We start from the raw sequence: 17,053 nt of genomic DNA on the forward strand, positions 1-17,053 counted from the left end.
AAAAAATGTCCATTTCCTGAGCACGATGAAACAACTGACTTCCCGCCTGCCCCACATCGGCACCACCATTTTTTCGCGCATGTCGGCCCTGGCTGGGCAGCATGGCGCGGTCAACCTGGGCCAGGGGTTCCCGGATTTCGCCTGCGACCCGAAGCTGGTCGACATGGTCACCGTCGCCATGCGCGAAGGTTACAACCAGTACCCGACCGGCGTTGGCGCGCTCGAACTGCGCCAGGCCATTGCCGACAAGATCAGTCGCTCCTACGGCCACCATTACGACGTCAATACCGAAATCACCGTCACGCCCGGTGCGACGGAAGCCCTGACCACCGCCATCCTGTGCAGCGTGCACCCCGGCGACGAAGTGATCGTCATCGAGCCGGCTTATGACAGCTATCTGCCCGCCATCGAACTGGCGGGCGGCGTGCCGGTGCTGGTGCAGATGGAACTGGCGGCGCACGGCGGCTTCAGCGTACCGTGGACCCGCGTGGAGGCAGCCGTGTCGCCGCGCACGCGCATGATCATCATCAATACGCCGCACAATCCAACCGGCAGCGTACTGCGCGCCGCCGACATGGACGCGCTTCGTGAAATCGTGCGCGACACCGACATCCTGATCCTGTCCGACGAAGTCTACGAGCACATGGTCTACGACGGCCACCTCCACGAGTCGATGTGCCGCTATCCAGACCTGGCCGAGCGCTCGTTCGTCGTATCCAGCTTCGGCAAGACGTATCACGTCACCGGCTGGAAGGTCGGCTATGTCGCTGCGCCAATCATGATGTCGGTCGAATTCCGCAAGGTCCACCAGTACAACGTGTTCTCCGTGAATACGCCCATGCAGCACGGCATCGCCAGCTACATGGCAGACCCTGCGCCATATATTGGGCTGCCGGCCTTTTACCAGCGCAAGCGCGACTTGTTCCGCAGGGGACTGGAAGGCAGCCGCTTCGAACTGTTGCCTGCGGATGGCACCTACTTCCAATGCGTGCGCTATGACCGCATTTCGTCACACTCGGAAGCGGAATTTGCGGAATGGCTGACCAGCGAAATCAAGGTCGCCGCCATTCCCGTATCGGCGTTCTACCGCAACGGCAAGGATTCGGGCATTGTGCGCTTCTGCTTTGCCAAGAAAGACGAGACGCTGGCGCTCGCATTGGAGCGACTGGCGCGCGTGTAACCACTTCGGGGACAGATTATGAACCAGTACCTCAACAGCTTACAGGACCTGGGCATGGAAGGCGGATCGCGGCTGGAGCCGCCGCCGTCCGTGCTGCATGAACTCAACCTGGCCAACAAGCGCCTGGAAAAGTTGTTGGGGGATTTGCGCAATGAACGCAATGCGGATGCCGATTTGCGCAACATCGCGCGCGAAGTAGTTCGCGCGGTCGAAATGAATCCCGAAATCGCACTGGCCTGCCTGTTCCTGAACCAGATCGCAGGCACCTATGCGGTACGCCACTGCATTGAAACCGCCATCGTGGTGATTCTCGTAGCGCGCGGCCTGGACAAGGCTTCGGATGAAGTGGTTTCGCTGACGGCGGCGGCATTGACCATGAATGTGGGGATGCTGCGCCATCACGATAATTTCCAGAGCAAGCCGGGCACGCTGAATAGCGAAGAAATGGCGATTGTGCGCCGCCATCCGGAAGACAGCGCGGAGATCCTGAAGTATGCCGGCGTTGAGGACGACGAATGGATTTCCTGCGTCCTGATGCACCACGAGAATGACGACGGCACCGGCTACCCGGCCGGCATGACGCGCGAACAGATCACCAACAACGCGCGCTTGCTTAGCCTGGCCGACCGCTATTGCGCACGGGTCTCGGCGCGCAACTACCGCTGCTCGATGCTGCCGGACAAGGCGCTTGAGAAGCTCCTGCACGATCCGCTGCATCCTGCCGATCCGTTCTTGCAGGAGCAGTTCCACCGCCAGGTCGGCAAATATCCGCCCGGGGTCCTGGTGCGCCTGGCGAACGGCGAGATGGGTGTGGTGACCGCGCGTGACAGCGGCGACGGCGTATTGGAGGTGCACTGCATGCGCGATGCGGCAGGCAAATCGCTGGCAGCGTCAGTGCATCGCCGCACCGACCAGCCGCAGTGCGCAATCCTCGAAGCCCTCACCGAGGACCAGGCCGAACTGCGCTTCAGCATGAAGCAGATCTGGGGCGCGCAAGCCGCGCTTTGACTTGCACCACACCTGGGTTTGAACGTGAGATTGAAATTTGGTGCGCGCGCACTCTTCGGTTGCCTTGCTTTGGCATCAGCCATTACCGGATTCTTTGTTTGGGCGAAGGCAGAGTATGGCCAAGCGGAGGCTGTATCCGTAGCCGAGACTTTTTTATTCAGGTTGCGAAGTGGCGATTATGAAAACGCCTTCGAGTTGACGACCAAGAACGGCTATGTCGGCAAGACCCCAGCGGATCTGCAACAGTTCACCCAGCGTCACACCTGCTTGAGTGGCCGATTCGTCTGGAGCTCTCCACCCCAGACTAATGGAAACCGGCTGCGCAGGCTGATTCGCGGGCAAAGCATCGATATGGACGAAGTGCGCGTCGAATTCGAGGGGGCTTGCCTACTGGGTGTCAGCTTGCGTCGAACTTCGGACAACAGGTGGCTGGTCTACTATTTTGCGAGCCATGCCGGGTAGTGAATGAATGCAGGTCGACACTTAATTTAATTGCTGCAAGCGCCGTTCGACAAAGGATTGCAGTTCCGGCGAGAGGCGGCCGGAATCCAGCGCACGCTGGAAAGCCGGCTTGGCCTCAGCCTCACGTTTGTCGCCCTGCAGCGCAATCCCCAGGCCCATCCACCAGATGCCATTGGCAGGCTGCAGTTGCACGGCAGCCCGGTAATGCTCCGCCGCCTCGCGATGCCGGCCAGCCCGCTCCAGCACACCGCCTAGCATCGCCCGGTAATCGGGATTCGATTGGGCGTAAGGCAGGCTCTTTTCCAGCGTATCCAGGGCGCCGCTGCCATGTTCCAGTTGCAGGCGTGCCAGCAGCATGGCCATGCCGGTCTGTTCCGGATTCAGCGCCAGGGCTCGCCGCAAATGGCGCATTGCATCGGCCTGCTGGCCGGTCTCCACCAGCACGCCGACAATCGTCTCGCGCGCAGCCAGGTAGCGCTGGTCCATCTCAAGCGCCGCTTCCAGGTCCGCAATTGCTTCCGCCACGCGCCCGAACGCCAGCTTGTCCTGGGCACGCTGGAACAGTGCCGTCGCTGATGCCTGTGCGCCTGGCTCGCGCGATGCCGGAGTTACGGCGCCGCCAGGATTTGCCTGGGCGCGCGCTTGCGTTTTAGGCGCCGCCATGGCGACGTTGTCGCTCTTGCGCCCCGCTGCCTTGGCGCCATTGCTGCCGGCTTCGCGCTTGGCCGGAGCTGCCGCAACTGTGGCGCCTTCCCTGGCTGCATCGTTGGCAGGTGCTGCAACAGCCGCCACCGCGTCCGCGGCCGGCAGTTGCAAGCCATCGACCATCTGTTCCGGCGGTGTCGCTTGCGGCTTTTCTGCAACCGGCGCCTGGCGGATAACTCCCGCGACGGGCGTCGCAGCCGCATCCGCGGGCACATTGCGCATATAGCGCCAGCCTGCGAAAGTGGCGACGCAGGCGACAATAATCACTCCGGCGAGAGCCAGCAAGACCGTGCGGTTGCGCGAAGTCCCGTACTGGACCGCCTGCACGGAATCGGAAAGGCCGCTCCCTTGTGGAGCGCCGCCCCTGGCATCCAGGTCCTGCAGCATTTTGTTAATCAGGCTCATAAGCTCAAACGATAAGACAGCAAAGCGCCCGCGGCAGCGAGTGCTGCCAGGGCAAGTCCCGTGGCCAGCCACGGCCATCCGCGCCGGCTGGCCACCGCGGTATCCTTGGCGGCCAGTTTCACGTGGTGCGCATCAATGCGCTGGCGCCCTTGGCCGTATGCGACCAGCATGGCCTTGTGCGCAATGATGTTAACCAGGCGCGGGATGCCCCGGCTGGCAGCGAACAGCTTGCGCACCGCCCCTTTACTGAACAGGCGCGCCCCCGTAAAGCCCGCCACGCGCAGCCGGTGCGCCAGGTAGTACTCCATGTCGTCGCGCGTCAAGCCGCCCAGGTCGTGCTGGAACGTTATGCGCTGTGCCAACTGGCGGATCGACCGCACCTGCAAATGCTCATTGAGTTCCGGCTGCCCGAACAGGACAATCTGCAGCAGCTTGCGTTTTTCCGTTTCCAGGTTGGTCAGCAGGCGCAGCGCTTCCAGGCTTTCGCGCGGGATCGTCTGCGCCTCGTCGACGCACAGCACGACACGCTTGCCTTGCGCCGCCAGTTCCAGCAAACGCGCGGTCAGCGACTTCAATAACTGGTGCTGGTCGACGTCGCTCGCCAGCGGCAATTCCAGTTCATCGGCCAGGGCCAGCATCAGGGTGCGTGGCTCAAGCAGCGGATTGGGCAAGTAGGCCGTGACGAAATCGTCGCCAAGCGTTTTCATGAACGTCCGGCACAGCAGGGTCTTGCCGGTGCCGACTTCGCCCGTGATCTTGATGAATCCTTCGCCGCTGCGCGCAGCCACCAGCAAGGTGTTCAGCGCCTCCTGCGAGTGCGGGCTCTTGAAGAAAAAGCTGGTGTCCGGCGTAATGCCGAACGGCGCCTCGCGCAAGCCGAAGTGGCTCTCGTACATATCAGCGGCGCCCCGTCGACTGCTTCGGATCGAGAAGGTCGATGCGGCGGCTGCTTTCCATCAGGTCGTGGCTCCAGTCGCTGGCCGTATCGACAATGGTGGGCTTGATCAGGACCACCAGCTCACGCTTCTGGATGGTGTCGGCCGTGCTGCGGAACAAGCCGCCAATCACAGGGATGCGGCCGGCAACCGGGATTTGCGAGCGGTCGGCACTGGTCGACTGGCGCATCAGGCCGCCGATCGCCACCACGCTGCCGTTCTCGCCGCGCACCATGCTGTCCATCTCCGAAGTGGCGGATGCCGCCAGCGGCAGGTTCAGGCTGCCGGCATTGCCCAGGTTGATATTCTTGTTCACCGTTGATACCTGGCTCACCGACGGGTGCACGTGCAGGATGATATTGCCTTTTTCATCGATCTGCGGCGTAACGTCCAGTACCACGCCGGAGAAGAACGGCTGCAGCGTGACATTCGGCGACACCGTGCCATTGCCGGTCGCATTGGTATTGGTGGTGGTGCTGACGCCGGTGACGAAGAATTCGTCGGTGCCGATCTTCAGCACTGCTTTCTGGTTGTTCAGTGTGGCAATGCGCGGGCTGGACAGCACATGCACCGTACCCTGCGACTCAAGGAAGGAAATCAGGGCCGCGAAATTGGAGCTCTGGAACGCCAGGCCGAACAGCGAACCTGGCGCACTGGCGGCAGCTGCCAGCGTGCTGCCAGGCGTACCCAGCAAGCCGTTCGGCTGGCCTATGAGGGAATTGGCGCCGTTAATGCGCGGCGCCAGCGCCGTGCCCGGGGCGATCATGCCGGCGGAAATGCGCGAACCGAAGGCGGCCCAGTTGATGCCGGACTGCGCCTTCTCGCTCAGCTCCACCTCGAGGATTTTTGCCTCCAGGATCACCTGGCGCGCGACTGCCAGCTGGGTCGCCTTCAGGTAACGGTCGACGTTACGCAGGTCTTCCGGCATGCCGCGGATCACCACCAGGCCCGATTGGGGGCTGATGACGACGGCGCGCCCATCCTTGCCGGCGCCGACGATCGCTTCCAGCGACATCTTCAGCTCGGCCCAGAAATCGGACTCTGAGCGCGTGGTGACATTGGCCGCTTCATCCAGCACGTTGGCATTCGGCGAATTCGGGTCGCCATTATTGTTATTGCGGTTCTGGCGATTGTTGTTGCTGGAGTCACCATTGTTATTGTTGTTATTGTTGTTACCGGCGTTCTGCACCGATGTCGACGTCACGCGCAGGTTCGACGAGCCGCGGCGCGACGCGGTCAGGTAATTCACCTGGAACATCCGGCTTTGCATGGTCAGCGGCTTGATCGAAATGCGCGTGCCCTCGATCCGGTAGTCATAGCCGTACATCTCGCGCACCGCCTCCAGCGCCTCCGCAAGCGTCACGTCCTTCAGGTTGGCCGTGATATTGCCGCTGACTTCGGGGTGCACCAGCATGTTGTAGCGCGTGCCTGCCACCAGCGAATTGAAGAACTGGCTCGCCGGCACATCATTGAAGGCGACATTGAAGCGCTCTTCCAGCACCGGGCGCGCCTTAGGCAGCTGCCCTGCCAGTTGTTCGGCCGACGGCAGCAAGGCGTCGGATACCTGGCGCGGAACCGGCGCCGCAGCCGCTGACTGCGCCGCGGTTTTCACCTCGTTGCTGATGGTGCTGTAGGTGTCGCGCATCGGCGTCTGGGTACATGCCGCCAGCATTGCGAATGCGCCGCTGCCCATCGCCAGCCGGCAAATTTGTGAAGCTTTCGAGATGCTCGTTTTCTCTGTCATGGCTGTTGCGCCTTATCCTGTCCCGATGATACCAATTTCAATACTTGTTTCTGCTTCCCGCGTTGCAGGACAACGGCACTCTCGCGTACCTCGACCAGCACGGCGCCGCCCACCTTCCCGCCCAGGGGGACAATGGCACCGTCAATCACTGCCAGCTTGCGCCCGCCCGGGCGGCGCGCCACCAACACCGATTGCAGCTGGGGACCGGCGGCAACTACCGCCACGGCCGGACCACTGCGCTCGGTTTGCGGCGCCAGCACTTCCGGCGGCGGCCTGGTCGGGTCGGGCAGCGCCGTTTGCGCCAATACCGGCATTGCGGCAAACGCCACCAGGGCGGCCAGGATAATTCTCATAGCTTCACCCAGGTTTCGTCGAGACTCAATGTGTACACCGTCAGCCTCAGGCTGGTCTCAGGATGCTTGATGACACTCAGGCGTGCGCTGCCCCAGATCAGGCGCGGCGACACTTTTTCCAGTGTTGCCATATAGCCCAGCAGGTCGGCATAACTGCCCTGCACCACCAGCTCGACCCCATGGCGGTACAGGATCGCCGGCGCCTGGCTGGACGGCTGCGGGGCCGCGCCCTGCGCGGCTGCGACAGCCTGGTCGAACTGTCCGTCGCGCAAGCCGCTGACCGGCAAAGTCTTCATCCCCACCACCTTCAGCCCGGGATGGCCGGCCAGCATTTGTTGCAGCAGCGGGACGATGCGCTGCGGCTGCACCATGCCCTGTTTGCGGTTCAACAAATCCTCGCTGGTTACGCGCGTTTCTTCCTGCACCGTGGCCAGGCGGCGCCGCATGGTGGCATTCGGATCCGCCTCGTAAGCCTTCAGCGTGGCAGCTATTTCCTTGTCCAGCGTGTCGGTCTGGGACTGTCCCTGCTGGATGGCGGCATGCAGCGACTGGCGCTCGGCCAGCATGGGTCCGAATTTTCCGAACCATGCAATGCCGGCGACCAGCACGATGCCCGCAGCGAACAGGGCCGCTCGCTGCGGCAGCGGCATGGCATCAATGCGTTGTTCCAGTTTCAGCAGCGCGGCCTTCATTGGTTCACCCCGCTTGGCACGGCGGCCGTACTGCGCAGCCGGAACTCAAGGAAACGCACCGGCGGCGGCGCTTCGGCCGGGGCGGCTGCCGCTGCCAGCGCCCCAGCTGCCGTGCTGCCTGCAACCGGCGGCAACGCTGTCAGCGGCATGTTCCCGGCCACGTCGGCGGCCGGCGCCTGCACTGCCGCAGGTCCCAATTCCAGGGTCTGGAAAGACTTGCCGCGCAAGACAGGTTCACCGCCAAGGCGCGACAGGTAGGCCGGCACCAGCGCCGCCTGCAGCACGCGGCCCTGCATGCTCACGTCGCGCCGCTCGCCCTCTACTGCTACTTCCGTCAGCCATAAGCCGCTGACGCTCTGGCGTGCCAGAGCGCGGAAATACTCGGCGAAGCCTGCGGCGCCTTCGCCTTCGGCCTGGCGCAGCATCTGCATCGCTTGCTGCAGCGATTTCAAGCGTGATTCTTTCGTTGCCAGCTCAGCCTTCAAGACCGGGTCGCTGGGGCGCGGCGCAAACTCCGCGGCCACCGCCTGCACCCGCGCCTGCCGCTCCTTCAAGCGCATCTCCTGCTGCGACGCCTGCTTGCGCAAGGGCTGCAACTGCTGGTCGGCGAAAATGGTGATCGCAATGGTGCCGGCCGCCATGGCCAGCAGGGCGAGCGCCATGCCGCGCGCGCCAAGGCTGTGGCGCTGCCGCATGAAGATCGGGTTGAACAGGTTGATCTGCTGGCTCATGGCGCGATCACTTCCTGGCGCAATGCTGCGCCGAGGGCGAAGAAGTAATGCGCCTGCTGCGCGCTGTCCTGCAACTCAGGCACAGCGGACAGGTCGATCACTTCCGCCAGGTTGCATTGGACTACCGGCATATACATATTCGACGACAGGTAATTCAGCAGCGGCTCGCCGCAGCCGGGGGCCAGCGCCATCCTGGAGATTGAAACAAAGCCGAACTGCCGCTCGAAGTGGTCGAGCGAACGCTGGATCTCCAGCATCAGCCGGTCCAGTGCGGCATGGCGGCGATCGGCATCGCCCTCGTCCAGCAGTGCCGGCGTGACATCGATCCGGCGCGCCAGATACAGCTCGCCCTGGTAAGTGACGGTCAACAGGCCGCCCTGCGCGCCGATCGACAGCATCGCCAGGCCGCGTCCCTCCTGCTCCAGCAAAGCCGATACGTTGCGCTGGGCTGTCTCCGGAATGTCGATCACCTCCAGGTCGATGTCGGCGCCGAAGAACAGTTCCTGGCGCTGGCGGATCACGCTATTACGTGCCGCCACCACGAACATGCTGGGCGTGCGGCCGCTGGCGCGCTCCACCGGAATCGCCATCACATCGAAGGTCGCGTCGTCGACGTGGAAGTCGAGCATGTCCTTCATACGCCAGCGCACGGCCGTCTTCAGTTCATCTTGCGGAACGTTGGGTGCCTCCAGCGTCAACAGCTGGTACTCGCTGGGCGAGAGCAGCGTACTACAGCGGAATCGCGCGGCATTGCGCGAACGCGCCGCGCGCGCCAGCGCCTCGTCGGCGCCCTGGCCTTCAAGTCCCGCCTCCACACAGCCAAGCAGCACAGGCGTGCTTGCGCCGTGCCGGCGCATCGTCGCCAACGCCATGCCTTGCGGCATAGGCGCAAACACCAGCCAGGCGTCTTTTTCCTTTTTAGCTTTCGAAAAGAATCGCATCGCGCCCTGTCTTCAAACTTTTAGATGAAGAAACAATCGTAATTGTTTGATTAATATGCCATATTTTGCCATTGTTCAGCCCCGGTGTCAGTACAATTCCCTTATATAGGTGACAGGTGTGTTGCGATAAATGCCAAATGTCGCCCTGCCCACCGTACTTGGCAGCCATTCCGGCGCCAGCAAAGGGTCGAAGTAATAATCCGCCGTGCCATTGTTGCCTGCACCCGGCGCTTTCAGCAGGAAGCGCGTCTGGCCGCTGCTGATGGAGCGCAGTGCGGTCGAGGTGGCGCCCAGCACTGGCTTGCAGCTGGCGCCGGCCAACAGGTTCTTCTTGCAGTTGGTGAATTTGAGCAAAGCGGGATTGACCACGTCGGCCATCGAATCGCCGGCGCTGGTGGCCCAGCGCGTACCGTTCCAGTATTGCACGCGCGCGTTGACCGGCTGGTATTGCAACTCCGAGCCGAACAGGTTCGGCAACTGCAGGCGCGCATTCACCAGCACCACCTCGCCCTCGACCAATGCGCGCGCCGCGTTGTATCCGTACAGCGAGCTGACGCCGTCGGCATCGGTGGCGCGTACATACACCAGGACAGGCGCCTGGCGCCCGGCAGCCGCGGTACCGGTGATCGAATACGGGTTCGCCAGTTTGTAGTCGACCGACAGCGACAAGGTCCCTTCGTCATTATCGAAATCGATGTCGCCGCTGTCCTTCACCATCGCCGCTTTTTTGTCGCGCCGCAGGGAATTGTCAGGAGCGGCCGCAGCGAAGACCAGCGCCGGGCACACGCCCCCGTTGGGCGGCGCGAGCGTCTGGTTGCCTGCGCCGCACATGTAAAGCGCCTTTGAAAACGCACCGCGGTAATTTTTCAGCAGGTTGCCCTCCACATCGTGCGCCGTCACAGTCGTGGCAAACGGCAGGCCCGAATACACCATGCCGCTGGTGGCGGAACATGGGACGTCGGCCGGGCAAGGCAGGATAGGCCCCAGCGAGTCGGCCGCTTCCAGCTTGGTGTTGAAGTGGTCGGGCACGAAACGGCCTATATTGGTCGTGGCCGGACTGATGCCGCCGCTGCCAAGGTAGTCGTTGCCGGCCAGGGTCGCCTTTACGGTAATGATGCCTACTTCAGGATAGTTGAAGGTGCCGCTTGAGCGTCCCAGCGAAAACGGATTGAGGCTGCCCTCAAGGGCCGGCCGCGCCACCATGTCGGCAAAGGAAAGACCGTCGCTTGGATCCGGATCGAAATCCACGCTGCGCGGCGACACCTCGTTGCCGAAGTTCTGCGCAAAGTACTTGGTGCCGCTGGTCTTGTCGCGGGTCCGCACACCGACGCGTATCGTGAATGGTTCGCCGGCGGCCGCGAACTGTGCGCCGGTGGCAGTGCTGGCACTTGGATTGTCGGTACGGGTTCCATCTGCAGCGGTCTTGTAGACTTCCATCTCCAGCATGTAAGGACGCATCACCACCGGCCCGCTGGCGCCCGTCTTGCCCAAGGAGTCCTGCATGAAAAGCTTGATGCGGCCGACGTCGAAATAATTGAACGTCAGCGGGGTGCTGATGCTGGCCTGGTTGGCGTCGACCACCAGGGCGCGATATGCCGACCATTGCGTGCCGCTTGGAGTGGCGCTGTTCTCCGCGCATTTTGGCAGCAAGGCGCTGCGGTCGGGGAAGGAAGCGAACTCCGACGATCCCTTGACTGGATTCTGGCAGGACATACCAAAGCGCATCGAGACCGTCGTCGGCAAAGTCGCACTGGGAGCGGTCGGGACGCCGGACGAATTGACCAGCGTGATGTACACGGGAATATCGTCGCCCGCGACTACGCTCTTCCAGTCAATGAACAGGCATTGTCCTGCGCTGCCGAACGCCACGCCCTTGGTGCATTTCGATTTCGTAAATACGTAGGGCGCCACGTCCACCGAAGCGGTGTCGGTGGCAGTGTTGTTCGACATCTGGTTGTCGAATTCACTGCCGCTCACAGTGACGGTATTGCTAAGCGAATTCGTCACTGCGTTGACCATGACAGTCAGTTGTAGCGGCGGCGCACTGGCGCCAACATCCAGCGGCGTGTTGTAGTTGCAGGTGACTTTCTGGCCGGGCTGGGCGCAGGTCCAGCCATCGCCGCCCGCATACACCAGGCTCACTTGCGCAGGCAGGTCGTCGACCACCTGCACGGTGCCCGGCTCCGCCGCCGGGCCATAGTTGGTGACATTCACTGTGTACACCATGGTTTGGCCGAGCGTCGGCGCCTGATCGCGCGAGATCGTAATGCCGAGGTCGGTCACCGGCGTATTCGGCACCGCGATCACCTCGGCGCTCAGCAGCACCAGGTCCTGGTCGGAACGGTACACCGTGGCGGCGCTGGTTTGTCCCGCCTGGATCACCGGGCTGCTGACCGTGTAAGAATCGTAGTCAATGCCATAGGAAGCCGAATCGGTGCCGGCAATGGTACTGACGGAATTGAACTGGTTGCCCGGCGGATTGACGGTGTTCGACATCGAATAGCCGTTGAAGGTCAGGAACTCGCCGTTGGACGTACTGCTCAGCGTGCTGTCGCCTTCCCAGGTGATGTGCGCAATGCGCCCGGTCTGTGTTGTCAGTGGCGGAATCTTGAAATTCGACAGCGACAGGCTCACGCTGCTGTACTGGATGTACTGGAAGCCTTCGTAGATATTCAGCACGCGGAACGTTTCGCTCGGCAGCGAATAGACCACCACCATTGCCCAGCCGCCGACCACGGCCTGCACATCGCACCACTTCGCCGCATTATTGATGGTCAGGCCCGAAAACGTATATTTGCCGTTGCGCTTGGCGGTGACCTCGGCCGTGATGTCATAAGCGCCGCTGAAGAAATCGTAGCCCACGGTGGCGCTCTTGTACTGGCGCGAGGCGGGCGCCGTAATCGCCTTGCCCTCGAAGACCACGCCATAATCGGTGGTGGTACCGGAAGCGGCCCAGTAAAGCTGGGCGCTGAGGATCTTGGCCGTTGTCGGAATCCCGCTCAAGGTCACGTCCGTGATCTCGTTGGCGGCATAAATGGTGCAAGGATTGGTCGTGTTGGACGCCTTGCGCAGCGTCCTTTCCGCGCCAACGAAATTGACGTTGCCGGCAAAGCTCTTGAACAGCGAAATAGTGGTATCCGCATGCGCAGGCGCCGCCAGCACCATGCACATGGCGGCAGTGAGCAGGAAGCGGCAAAGGCGCAACAGGCTATTCACTTCTTCAATCTCCGAAATCGACCTGGATGACCCGCTGCACATAGTCGGAACTATTGTTCGCATTCGGGCAAGCGCCTGCTGCAGGCTGGTTGCAGGCCACCGAGCGCATGCGATAGCGCTTGATCGCTCCCAGCACCGTGGTGGTGCAAGTCACGGTAACAGTATAGGGGCTCAGGGTGGTATTGGCCGGCATGGCGAAGCTGGACGTGGACGAAGCGCCGCTCGCTGCCGGGCACAAGGCGGCGCTGCGCAACTGGCGGTGCAGGCCCCATTCCACACCGGAGCGCGCGGCCTGGTAGGCGCGCGTTCCCTGCACGTCGAGCCCGAAGGCTGCCTGCTGGGTGGTGGTGACGGTGACGATGGCCACCGCCAGGAAGGACAGGACCACGACCAGGAAAATGGCCGCAACCAGGCTCACGCCGCGCTGCCGCGAATGTCTGCGCATGGTCGTCATATCGGGTTATCCACGTGGATCTGGTGGAACAGCGTCACCGACTCCGCCGGCACATCCGGCCGCGCCAGTGTCAGGCTGATGCCAAGCAGGCCTGAACGGGTATTGGCGATATTCGCCTCATACGTAAATTGGCAGGCCGTGACGTTGGTGGCCAGTATGGCCGTATCCGGCGCTGCAGCTGGCGGCGCGTAGTTCCATTGCCGCACCAGCTGGCGATTCGCCAGGTCGCAGACAAACTTGACCGGGCCGGTCACCACCTGGAACCGGCGCGCAGGCGAACTCAGTACAGGCGCGCTGCCGCCCGGACCGGCGAAAGGATTGTTGGCCAGGGTAACGGTATTGCCCGCCACCGCACTGACCAAGGCAATATTGTCGCCCGCGTAAGCATCTGCGCGGTCAATGCCGGGCCCCAGGTTGTACACCACGATGGAGTCGGTGCCAGGCACAATCGCAGGCGACGGCATCTGGCCCACCACGGTAAAAGTACGGTCGGTGCTGTCGACGAAATCAAGGTAGGCGGCGCCCTCGTTATCTTCTTCGGCCAGATAGCGCCCACCGGATTTGGTCGGGAAGAATTCCACCGTGGTGCCACCGCCGGTGACCCGCGCGCTATTGGGCAGCGCCCGCCGCACCTCGCGTGCAATGCGCCGCACCGCGATGTCGGCGGCGTCGCTCAACTCGGCGCGCGCGGCGCTGTCGACATAAGCCTGCACCGGTGCGCGCAGGAATACGGCAACCATGCCGACCACGATGCCGGTCACGACCATCACAACGATCATCTCGATCAGCGTAAAGCCCCCTGCCCGCCTCATTGCGCCACCTGCGGCGAGTGACGGGTGCGGTAAGTGTCGAGTTCAACGAAATCGGTCGCCAGCGGGCCGTGGGTCACGCGCACCGTCAGCCGCAGTACTTCCTGCGTCGCGACCGCAGCGGTCGACGTGATCCCGTTCAGCGATTCGGCACGCAAAGTGAGCGTCGCAGCGTACCCGCTCACTCCCAGTTCGTTGCCAGCGGCGTCTACAAGTTTGCCGGCCGCGTTATTGAAGGCGGCAACCGGCACCCCTAGACTTCCCACATAGTCATTGATGTTATCGAAAGGCCGTGGTGTGTTGCCGGGCTCGGTTCCGACACCTTCGGGCGTCGCACAATTGGCGGGCGCCGCAGGGTTTTCCGTGGTGTCGCTCGGATCGCAGAATGTGAATGCCGCCAGCTGCACTTCCTCCAGCAAACCCTCGGCGATCAGCAAGGCCTGCTTGCGGCGCAGCGGGTCGGCACTGGTATTGCTGGTATTGGCCAGCGTCCGCAGGATAGCTGCAGCCGCGATGCCGACAATGATAATGAACAGGATCAATTCGATAAAAGTCAGGCCCGACTGGCGTTGGCGTCTAATAGACATAGCCGGTTTCCCATTGCACCCTGACCGCCTGCTGTACACTGCCGGCACTCACCTGGAGGTTGAGGGAGCTGAACTCCGCACCCGAAGACAGCTGAGGTTTGCCAGCTGCATCGAAAAAGAAATGGTTGTTTGCGGCGCCAGCCGGCGACAGCCCCAGGGTCACATTGGCCGGGGGCGCTATACAGGCCCATGAGCGGTCTGTGCCGCATTGGCCGCTGTTAAAGCTGTTGCCGCCGCCAGGATCTCGCACGTGATTGGCAGCACTGCAGTTGGCGGCAAAACAAAGCGCCACGCTGGTGCCGTCAAGGTAGACGTATATTGGCCGGTTCTGGGCGATCGCCAATTGTTGGCCATAGCGCAGGGTGGCCCTGGCTTGCGCCGCAAAGCCAGCCGCATCGTAGTCGCCGCGCGCAAAAAAACGACCGAAAGCAAGCGCTGACAGGATGCCGATAACAACCAGCACAATGATCAGCTCGACCATTGTGAAGCCGCGGTCAGGCGAAGCTCCGCTGGTTGCCATCGCTCCGTTATATTGCCGGGCCGCTTAGCAGCCGGACGTATCTTGCGAAATGACTGGGGGCGTGACGACAGGCGGAGTTGCCGCGCTGATCACAGCTGCCGTATATTTCACATAGCACTTGGCGCCCTTGGTCGATCCCGCAACACTGTTCGGCACAAACGCAGTTTCAGTGGCCGAGGTAGCTGGGCCATTACCTGCCCCCTGGCTTGGGGCGATGGTCGTGTAATCGGCACTGTTGATGCCAGCCATGCTTGCGATTTGCGTACCGGTGACGGTCGGGTAGCCAGCGGCATCAACCGTGACGTCCAGGCCTTCGAGCTTTACCGGGGACGATTGCGAGATCAGCCAGCGGCTATGGACCATCGCGTTTGCAGCGTTCAGCGAACCACGCACTGCCGATACGCTTGCAGCACGTGCTTCAGTGCCGACATCCAGGAAACGCGGCAGAGCGGTTGCGGCCAGAATGCCGAGAATCACGATCACAACGATCAGTTCGATCAAGGTAAAGCCGGCTTGCTGCGAGCGGTTCATCGAGTTTGGAATATTTTTCATCACTTCTCCCATGAGTTCAAAAATCATACGGACCAGCGTCATGGCTAGTCATTTAGTTGATTCAGAACAACGCCGGCATTTTCTGCGGGCGGTTCTGATGGCCTGACGGTTCGTTCGGGCAAGCGCCGCAATTCTAACTTGAAATAGAGCATTTGTTGTTGCTTCAATGAAGATTTCTCTGGGGCAAGTAATACATACACCAGCTCCTTCGACTCCCTATCAAAGAACCACGTCCCCGGTTCGGCCGGAGCGCTGCCCCGGTTCGCGAACTCGCCCACGTAATTGACGGGCTTCACCGCCAGCAGTTGCATCGGATTGCTGCCCGCAAGCGCATCCGTTGCTGCGTTGGATCTTAGGCGATGCATTTCCACTGCGGCGCGCAGTTGTGACAGCGTCACATCTATTGCCCGCTCCTCTGCGCTCCTAGTGTAGAACGGAATCTTGCCGAGGAAAACGGCCAGTAGCACCAAACCAACGATCAACCATACCAATGCTTCAAAACGCCGGAACCTGCTCTGCTTCGTCATTTTTTGAAAGCGACTTTGCCCAGGTCCCAGATCGGCAGGAACACGCCGAGCGCCAGGATCAGCACCATGATGCCCAGGAAGGTAATCAGGATCGGCTCGATCTGCGCCGACAAGGTCTTCAGTTCATAGTCGACCTCGCGTTCGTACATCGAGGCGATCTCTTCCATCAAGTCGTCGAGCGAGCCGGTTTCTTCGCCGACCGCGATCATCTGCAGCACCACGGGCGTAAAGACATTGGCCGCAACTGCCGTACGCAGGATGCTTTCGCCGCGCTCGACGCCGTCGCGCATCTGTTCGACGCGGGCAGCCAGGTAAGCGTTGTCCACGGTCTGCGACACGACCGTCAGGGCCTGCACGATCGGCACGCCGCTGCGGGCCGACAGCGAAAAGCTCCTGGCAAAGCGCGACATGGTTCCTTTGTGGATGATCTTGCCGGCGATCGGCAGGCGCAATTTCCATCGGTCCCAGTTATAGCGCCCCGCTTCGGTCGCGATCCATGAGCGCCAGCCGAAGCCCGCAACGACTAGCAGGCCGGCGAACAGGGGCCAGTAATTGACGGTGAAATTCGAAGTCGACAGCAGGATGCGCGTCATCAGCGGAAGCTCCGCATTCAAGCTGCGGAATACCCCGGCGAAGGCGGGGATCACCCACATATTGATCACGACCATTGCCACCGCCATCGCAATCACCACGAAAGTCGGGTAGCGCAGCGCCGAACGTACGCGCTCTTGCATATCGCGTTCGAATTCAAGGTGGTCGAACAGGTGCAGGAAGACCTCGTCCAGCCGGCCGGTCATTTCGCCGACCCGTATCATCGACAGGTAAAACGGCGTGAATGCTTCCGGATGGCGCCGCATCGATGCCGACAGCTCACGGCCGGCATCGAGCGACTCGCGCAGGTCGGCGATCACCCGGGCAAAGGCTTTGCTGATGGCCGACTCCTGCAAGCCAGCGAGGCCGCGCATGATGGGCACCCCCGATTTCAGCAAGGTATGCATCTGCCGGCTGAACAGCTGCACGTCCATCGAATTGACGCTCTTTTCCGTCAGCTTTTCCCACAGCTGGCTCCAGCCCGACTTGCCAGTGGCGCGGTTGGCGGTCTCGGTAATTTCTACCGGGGTCACCCCGGTTGCAAACAGTTGGTCGGCCACGGCTCCGCTGTCCGCGCCCTCCAGCACGCCGGCCAGCAATTCACCACGGCCATTCCGGCCTTTGTATGCGAAATAAGGCAA

18 protein-coding genes are annotated in these 17,053 nt (G+C 62.1%); 3 read left to right on the forward strand and 15 right to left on the reverse strand.

Annotated elements, in window-relative coordinates; all coding sequences use genetic code 11:
* The first annotated feature begins 25 nt into the window (after nucleotides 1-25).
* Genes ASD07_RS05655 through ASD07_RS05665 form a run of 3 tightly spaced genes read left to right on the forward strand, consistent with a single transcriptional unit; the run spans nucleotide 26 to nucleotide 2,650 of the window.
* Complete coding sequence (locus ASD07_RS05655; RefSeq protein WP_055926580.1) at nucleotides 26-1,180, forward strand: pyridoxal phosphate-dependent aminotransferase; 1,155 nt, start codon at nucleotides 26-28, stop codon at nucleotides 1,178-1,180.
* An 18-nt stretch (nucleotides 1,181-1,198) separates the two neighbouring features.
* The gene (locus ASD07_RS05660) at nucleotides 1,199-2,188 is read left to right on the forward strand and encodes an HD-GYP domain-containing protein (RefSeq protein ID WP_055926582.1); all 990 of its coding nucleotides are present in this window, start codon (nucleotides 1,199-1,201) and stop codon (nucleotides 2,186-2,188) included.
* A 30-nt stretch (nucleotides 2,189-2,218) separates the two neighbouring features.
* On the forward strand, nucleotides 2,219-2,650 hold the full coding sequence (locus ASD07_RS05665) for a hypothetical protein (RefSeq protein WP_156397886.1): 432 nt from the start codon (nucleotides 2,219-2,221) through the stop codon (nucleotides 2,648-2,650).
* A 21-nt stretch (nucleotides 2,651-2,671) separates the two neighbouring features.
* Here the strand turns inward: ASD07_RS05665 and ASD07_RS05670 are convergent, their stop codons facing one another.
* From ASD07_RS05670 to ASD07_RS05740, 15 genes are all read right to left on the reverse strand, one after another.
* Nucleotides 2,672-3,760 (reverse strand): tetratricopeptide repeat protein, encoded by a 1,089-nt coding sequence (locus ASD07_RS05670; protein WP_055926586.1) that lies wholly within the window; start codon nucleotides 3,758-3,760, stop codon nucleotides 2,672-2,674.
* Complete coding sequence (locus ASD07_RS05675) at nucleotides 3,757-4,656, reverse strand: ExeA family protein (RefSeq protein ID WP_055926587.1); 900 nt, start codon at nucleotides 4,654-4,656, stop codon at nucleotides 3,757-3,759. The genes ASD07_RS05670 and ASD07_RS05675 overlap by 4 nt, the downstream gene beginning before the upstream one ends.
* Before the next feature lies 1 nt (nucleotide 4,657).
* Nucleotides 4,658-6,439, reverse strand: coding sequence for a pilus (MSHA type) biogenesis protein MshL (mshL, locus tag ASD07_RS05680; RefSeq protein ID WP_373922073.1), 1,782 nt, complete (start codon nucleotides 6,437-6,439; stop codon nucleotides 4,658-4,660).
* Nucleotides 6,436-6,792 carry a hypothetical protein gene (locus tag ASD07_RS05685; RefSeq protein WP_055926592.1) on the reverse strand — a complete coding sequence of 119 codons (357 nt, stop codon included), beginning with the start codon at nucleotides 6,790-6,792 and terminating at the stop codon, nucleotides 6,436-6,438. Before ASD07_RS05685 ends, mshL begins: the two co-directional genes overlap by 4 nt.
* Entirely contained in the window at nucleotides 6,789-7,484 is a 696-nt protein-coding gene (locus ASD07_RS05690) for a hypothetical protein (protein WP_055926594.1), read from the reverse strand. Before ASD07_RS05690 ends, ASD07_RS05685 begins: the two co-directional genes overlap by 4 nt.
* The gene (locus tag ASD07_RS05695; protein WP_055926596.1) at nucleotides 7,481-8,215 is read right to left on the reverse strand and encodes a hypothetical protein; all 735 of its coding nucleotides are present in this window, start codon (nucleotides 8,213-8,215) and stop codon (nucleotides 7,481-7,483) included. The genes ASD07_RS05690 and ASD07_RS05695 overlap by 4 nt, the downstream gene beginning before the upstream one ends.
* Nucleotides 8,212-9,156 carry a pilus assembly protein PilM gene (gene pilM, locus ASD07_RS05700; protein WP_055926598.1) on the reverse strand — a complete coding sequence of 315 codons (945 nt, stop codon included), beginning with the start codon at nucleotides 9,154-9,156 and terminating at the stop codon, nucleotides 8,212-8,214. The genes ASD07_RS05695 and pilM overlap by 4 nt, the downstream gene beginning before the upstream one ends.
* An 87-nt stretch (nucleotides 9,157-9,243) precedes the next feature.
* On the reverse strand, nucleotides 9,244-12,372 hold the full coding sequence (locus ASD07_RS05705; protein WP_055926600.1) for a DUF11 domain-containing protein: 3,129 nt from the start codon (nucleotides 12,370-12,372) through the stop codon (nucleotides 9,244-9,246).
* 4 nt (nucleotides 12,373-12,376) lie between these two features.
* Entirely contained in the window at nucleotides 12,377-12,826 is a 450-nt protein-coding gene (locus tag ASD07_RS05710) for a hypothetical protein (protein ID WP_055926602.1), read from the reverse strand.
* Entirely contained in the window at nucleotides 12,823-13,638 is an 816-nt protein-coding gene (locus ASD07_RS05715; RefSeq protein ID WP_082507150.1) for a type II secretion system protein J, read from the reverse strand. Before ASD07_RS05715 ends, ASD07_RS05710 begins: the two co-directional genes overlap by 4 nt.
* Nucleotides 13,635-14,222, reverse strand: coding sequence for a hypothetical protein (locus ASD07_RS05720; protein ID WP_055926606.1), 588 nt, complete (start codon nucleotides 14,220-14,222; stop codon nucleotides 13,635-13,637). The genes ASD07_RS05715 and ASD07_RS05720 overlap by 4 nt, the downstream gene beginning before the upstream one ends.
* Nucleotides 14,212-14,742 (reverse strand): Tfp pilus assembly protein FimT/FimU, encoded by a 531-nt coding sequence (locus ASD07_RS05725; RefSeq protein ID WP_055926608.1) that lies wholly within the window; start codon nucleotides 14,740-14,742, stop codon nucleotides 14,212-14,214. Before ASD07_RS05725 ends, ASD07_RS05720 begins: the two co-directional genes overlap by 11 nt.
* A 24-nt stretch (nucleotides 14,743-14,766) precedes the next feature.
* The gene (locus ASD07_RS32145) at nucleotides 14,767-15,336 is read right to left on the reverse strand and encodes a type II secretion system protein (RefSeq protein ID WP_055926610.1); all 570 of its coding nucleotides are present in this window, start codon (nucleotides 15,334-15,336) and stop codon (nucleotides 14,767-14,769) included.
* 2 nt (nucleotides 15,337-15,338) lie between these two features.
* Entirely contained in the window at nucleotides 15,339-15,821 is a 483-nt protein-coding gene (locus ASD07_RS05735) for a hypothetical protein (RefSeq protein ID WP_055926612.1), read from the reverse strand.
* Entirely contained in the window at nucleotides 15,818-17,053 is a 1,236-nt protein-coding gene (locus ASD07_RS05740; protein WP_055926614.1) for a type II secretion system F family protein, read from the reverse strand. Before ASD07_RS05740 ends, ASD07_RS05735 begins: the two co-directional genes overlap by 4 nt.

This window comes from Duganella sp. Root336D2 (assembly GCF_001425005.1).
Taxonomy (GTDB): Bacteria; Pseudomonadota; Gammaproteobacteria; order Burkholderiales; family Burkholderiaceae_D; genus Rugamonas.

What these genes read in the sequence shown, in the direction of transcription:
- ASD07_RS05655 (WP_055926580.1), top strand. Translation starts at nt 26, where the DNA reads ATGAAACAACTGACTTCCCGCCTGCCCCACATCGGCACCACCATTTTT.
- ASD07_RS05660 (WP_055926582.1), top strand. Translation starts at nt 1,199, where the DNA reads ATGAACCAGTACCTCAACAGCTTACAGGACCTGGGCATGGAAGGCGGA.
- ASD07_RS05670 (WP_055926586.1), bottom strand. Translation starts at nt 3,760, where the DNA reads ATGAGCCTGATTAACAAAATGCTGCAGGACCTGGATGCCAGGGGCGGC.
- ASD07_RS05675 (WP_055926587.1), bottom strand. Translation starts at nt 4,656, where the DNA reads ATGTACGAGAGCCACTTCGGCTTGCGCGAGGCGCCGTTCGGCATTACG.
- mshL (WP_373922073.1), bottom strand. Translation starts at nt 6,439, where the DNA reads ATGACAGAGAAAACGAGCATCTCGAAAGCTTCACAAATTTGCCGGCTG.
- ASD07_RS05685 (WP_055926592.1), bottom strand. Translation starts at nt 6,792, where the DNA reads ATGAGAATTATCCTGGCCGCCCTGGTGGCGTTTGCCGCAATGCCGGTA.
- ASD07_RS05690 (WP_055926594.1), bottom strand. Translation starts at nt 7,484, where the DNA reads ATGAAGGCCGCGCTGCTGAAACTGGAACAACGCATTGATGCCATGCCG.
- ASD07_RS05695 (WP_055926596.1), bottom strand. Translation starts at nt 8,215, where the DNA reads ATGAGCCAGCAGATCAACCTGTTCAACCCGATCTTCATGCGGCAGCGC.
- pilM (WP_055926598.1), bottom strand. Translation starts at nt 9,156, where the DNA reads ATGCGATTCTTTTCGAAAGCTAAAAAGGAAAAAGACGCCTGGCTGGTG.
- ASD07_RS05710 (WP_055926602.1), bottom strand. Translation starts at nt 12,826, where the DNA reads ATGACGACCATGCGCAGACATTCGCGGCAGCGCGGCGTGAGCCTGGTT.
- ASD07_RS05715 (WP_082507150.1), bottom strand. Translation starts at nt 13,638, where the DNA reads ATGAGGCGGGCAGGGGGCTTTACGCTGATCGAGATGATCGTTGTGATG.
- ASD07_RS05720 (WP_055926606.1), bottom strand. Translation starts at nt 14,222, where the DNA reads ATGTCTATTAGACGCCAACGCCAGTCGGGCCTGACTTTTATCGAATTG.
- ASD07_RS05725 (WP_055926608.1), bottom strand. Translation starts at nt 14,742, where the DNA reads ATGGCAACCAGCGGAGCTTCGCCTGACCGCGGCTTCACAATGGTCGAG.
- ASD07_RS32145 (WP_055926610.1), bottom strand. Translation starts at nt 15,336, where the DNA reads ATGACGCTGGTCCGTATGATTTTTGAACTCATGGGAGAAGTGATGAAA.
- ASD07_RS05735 (WP_055926612.1), bottom strand. Translation starts at nt 15,821, where the DNA reads ATGACGAAGCAGAGCAGGTTCCGGCGTTTTGAAGCATTGGTATGGTTG.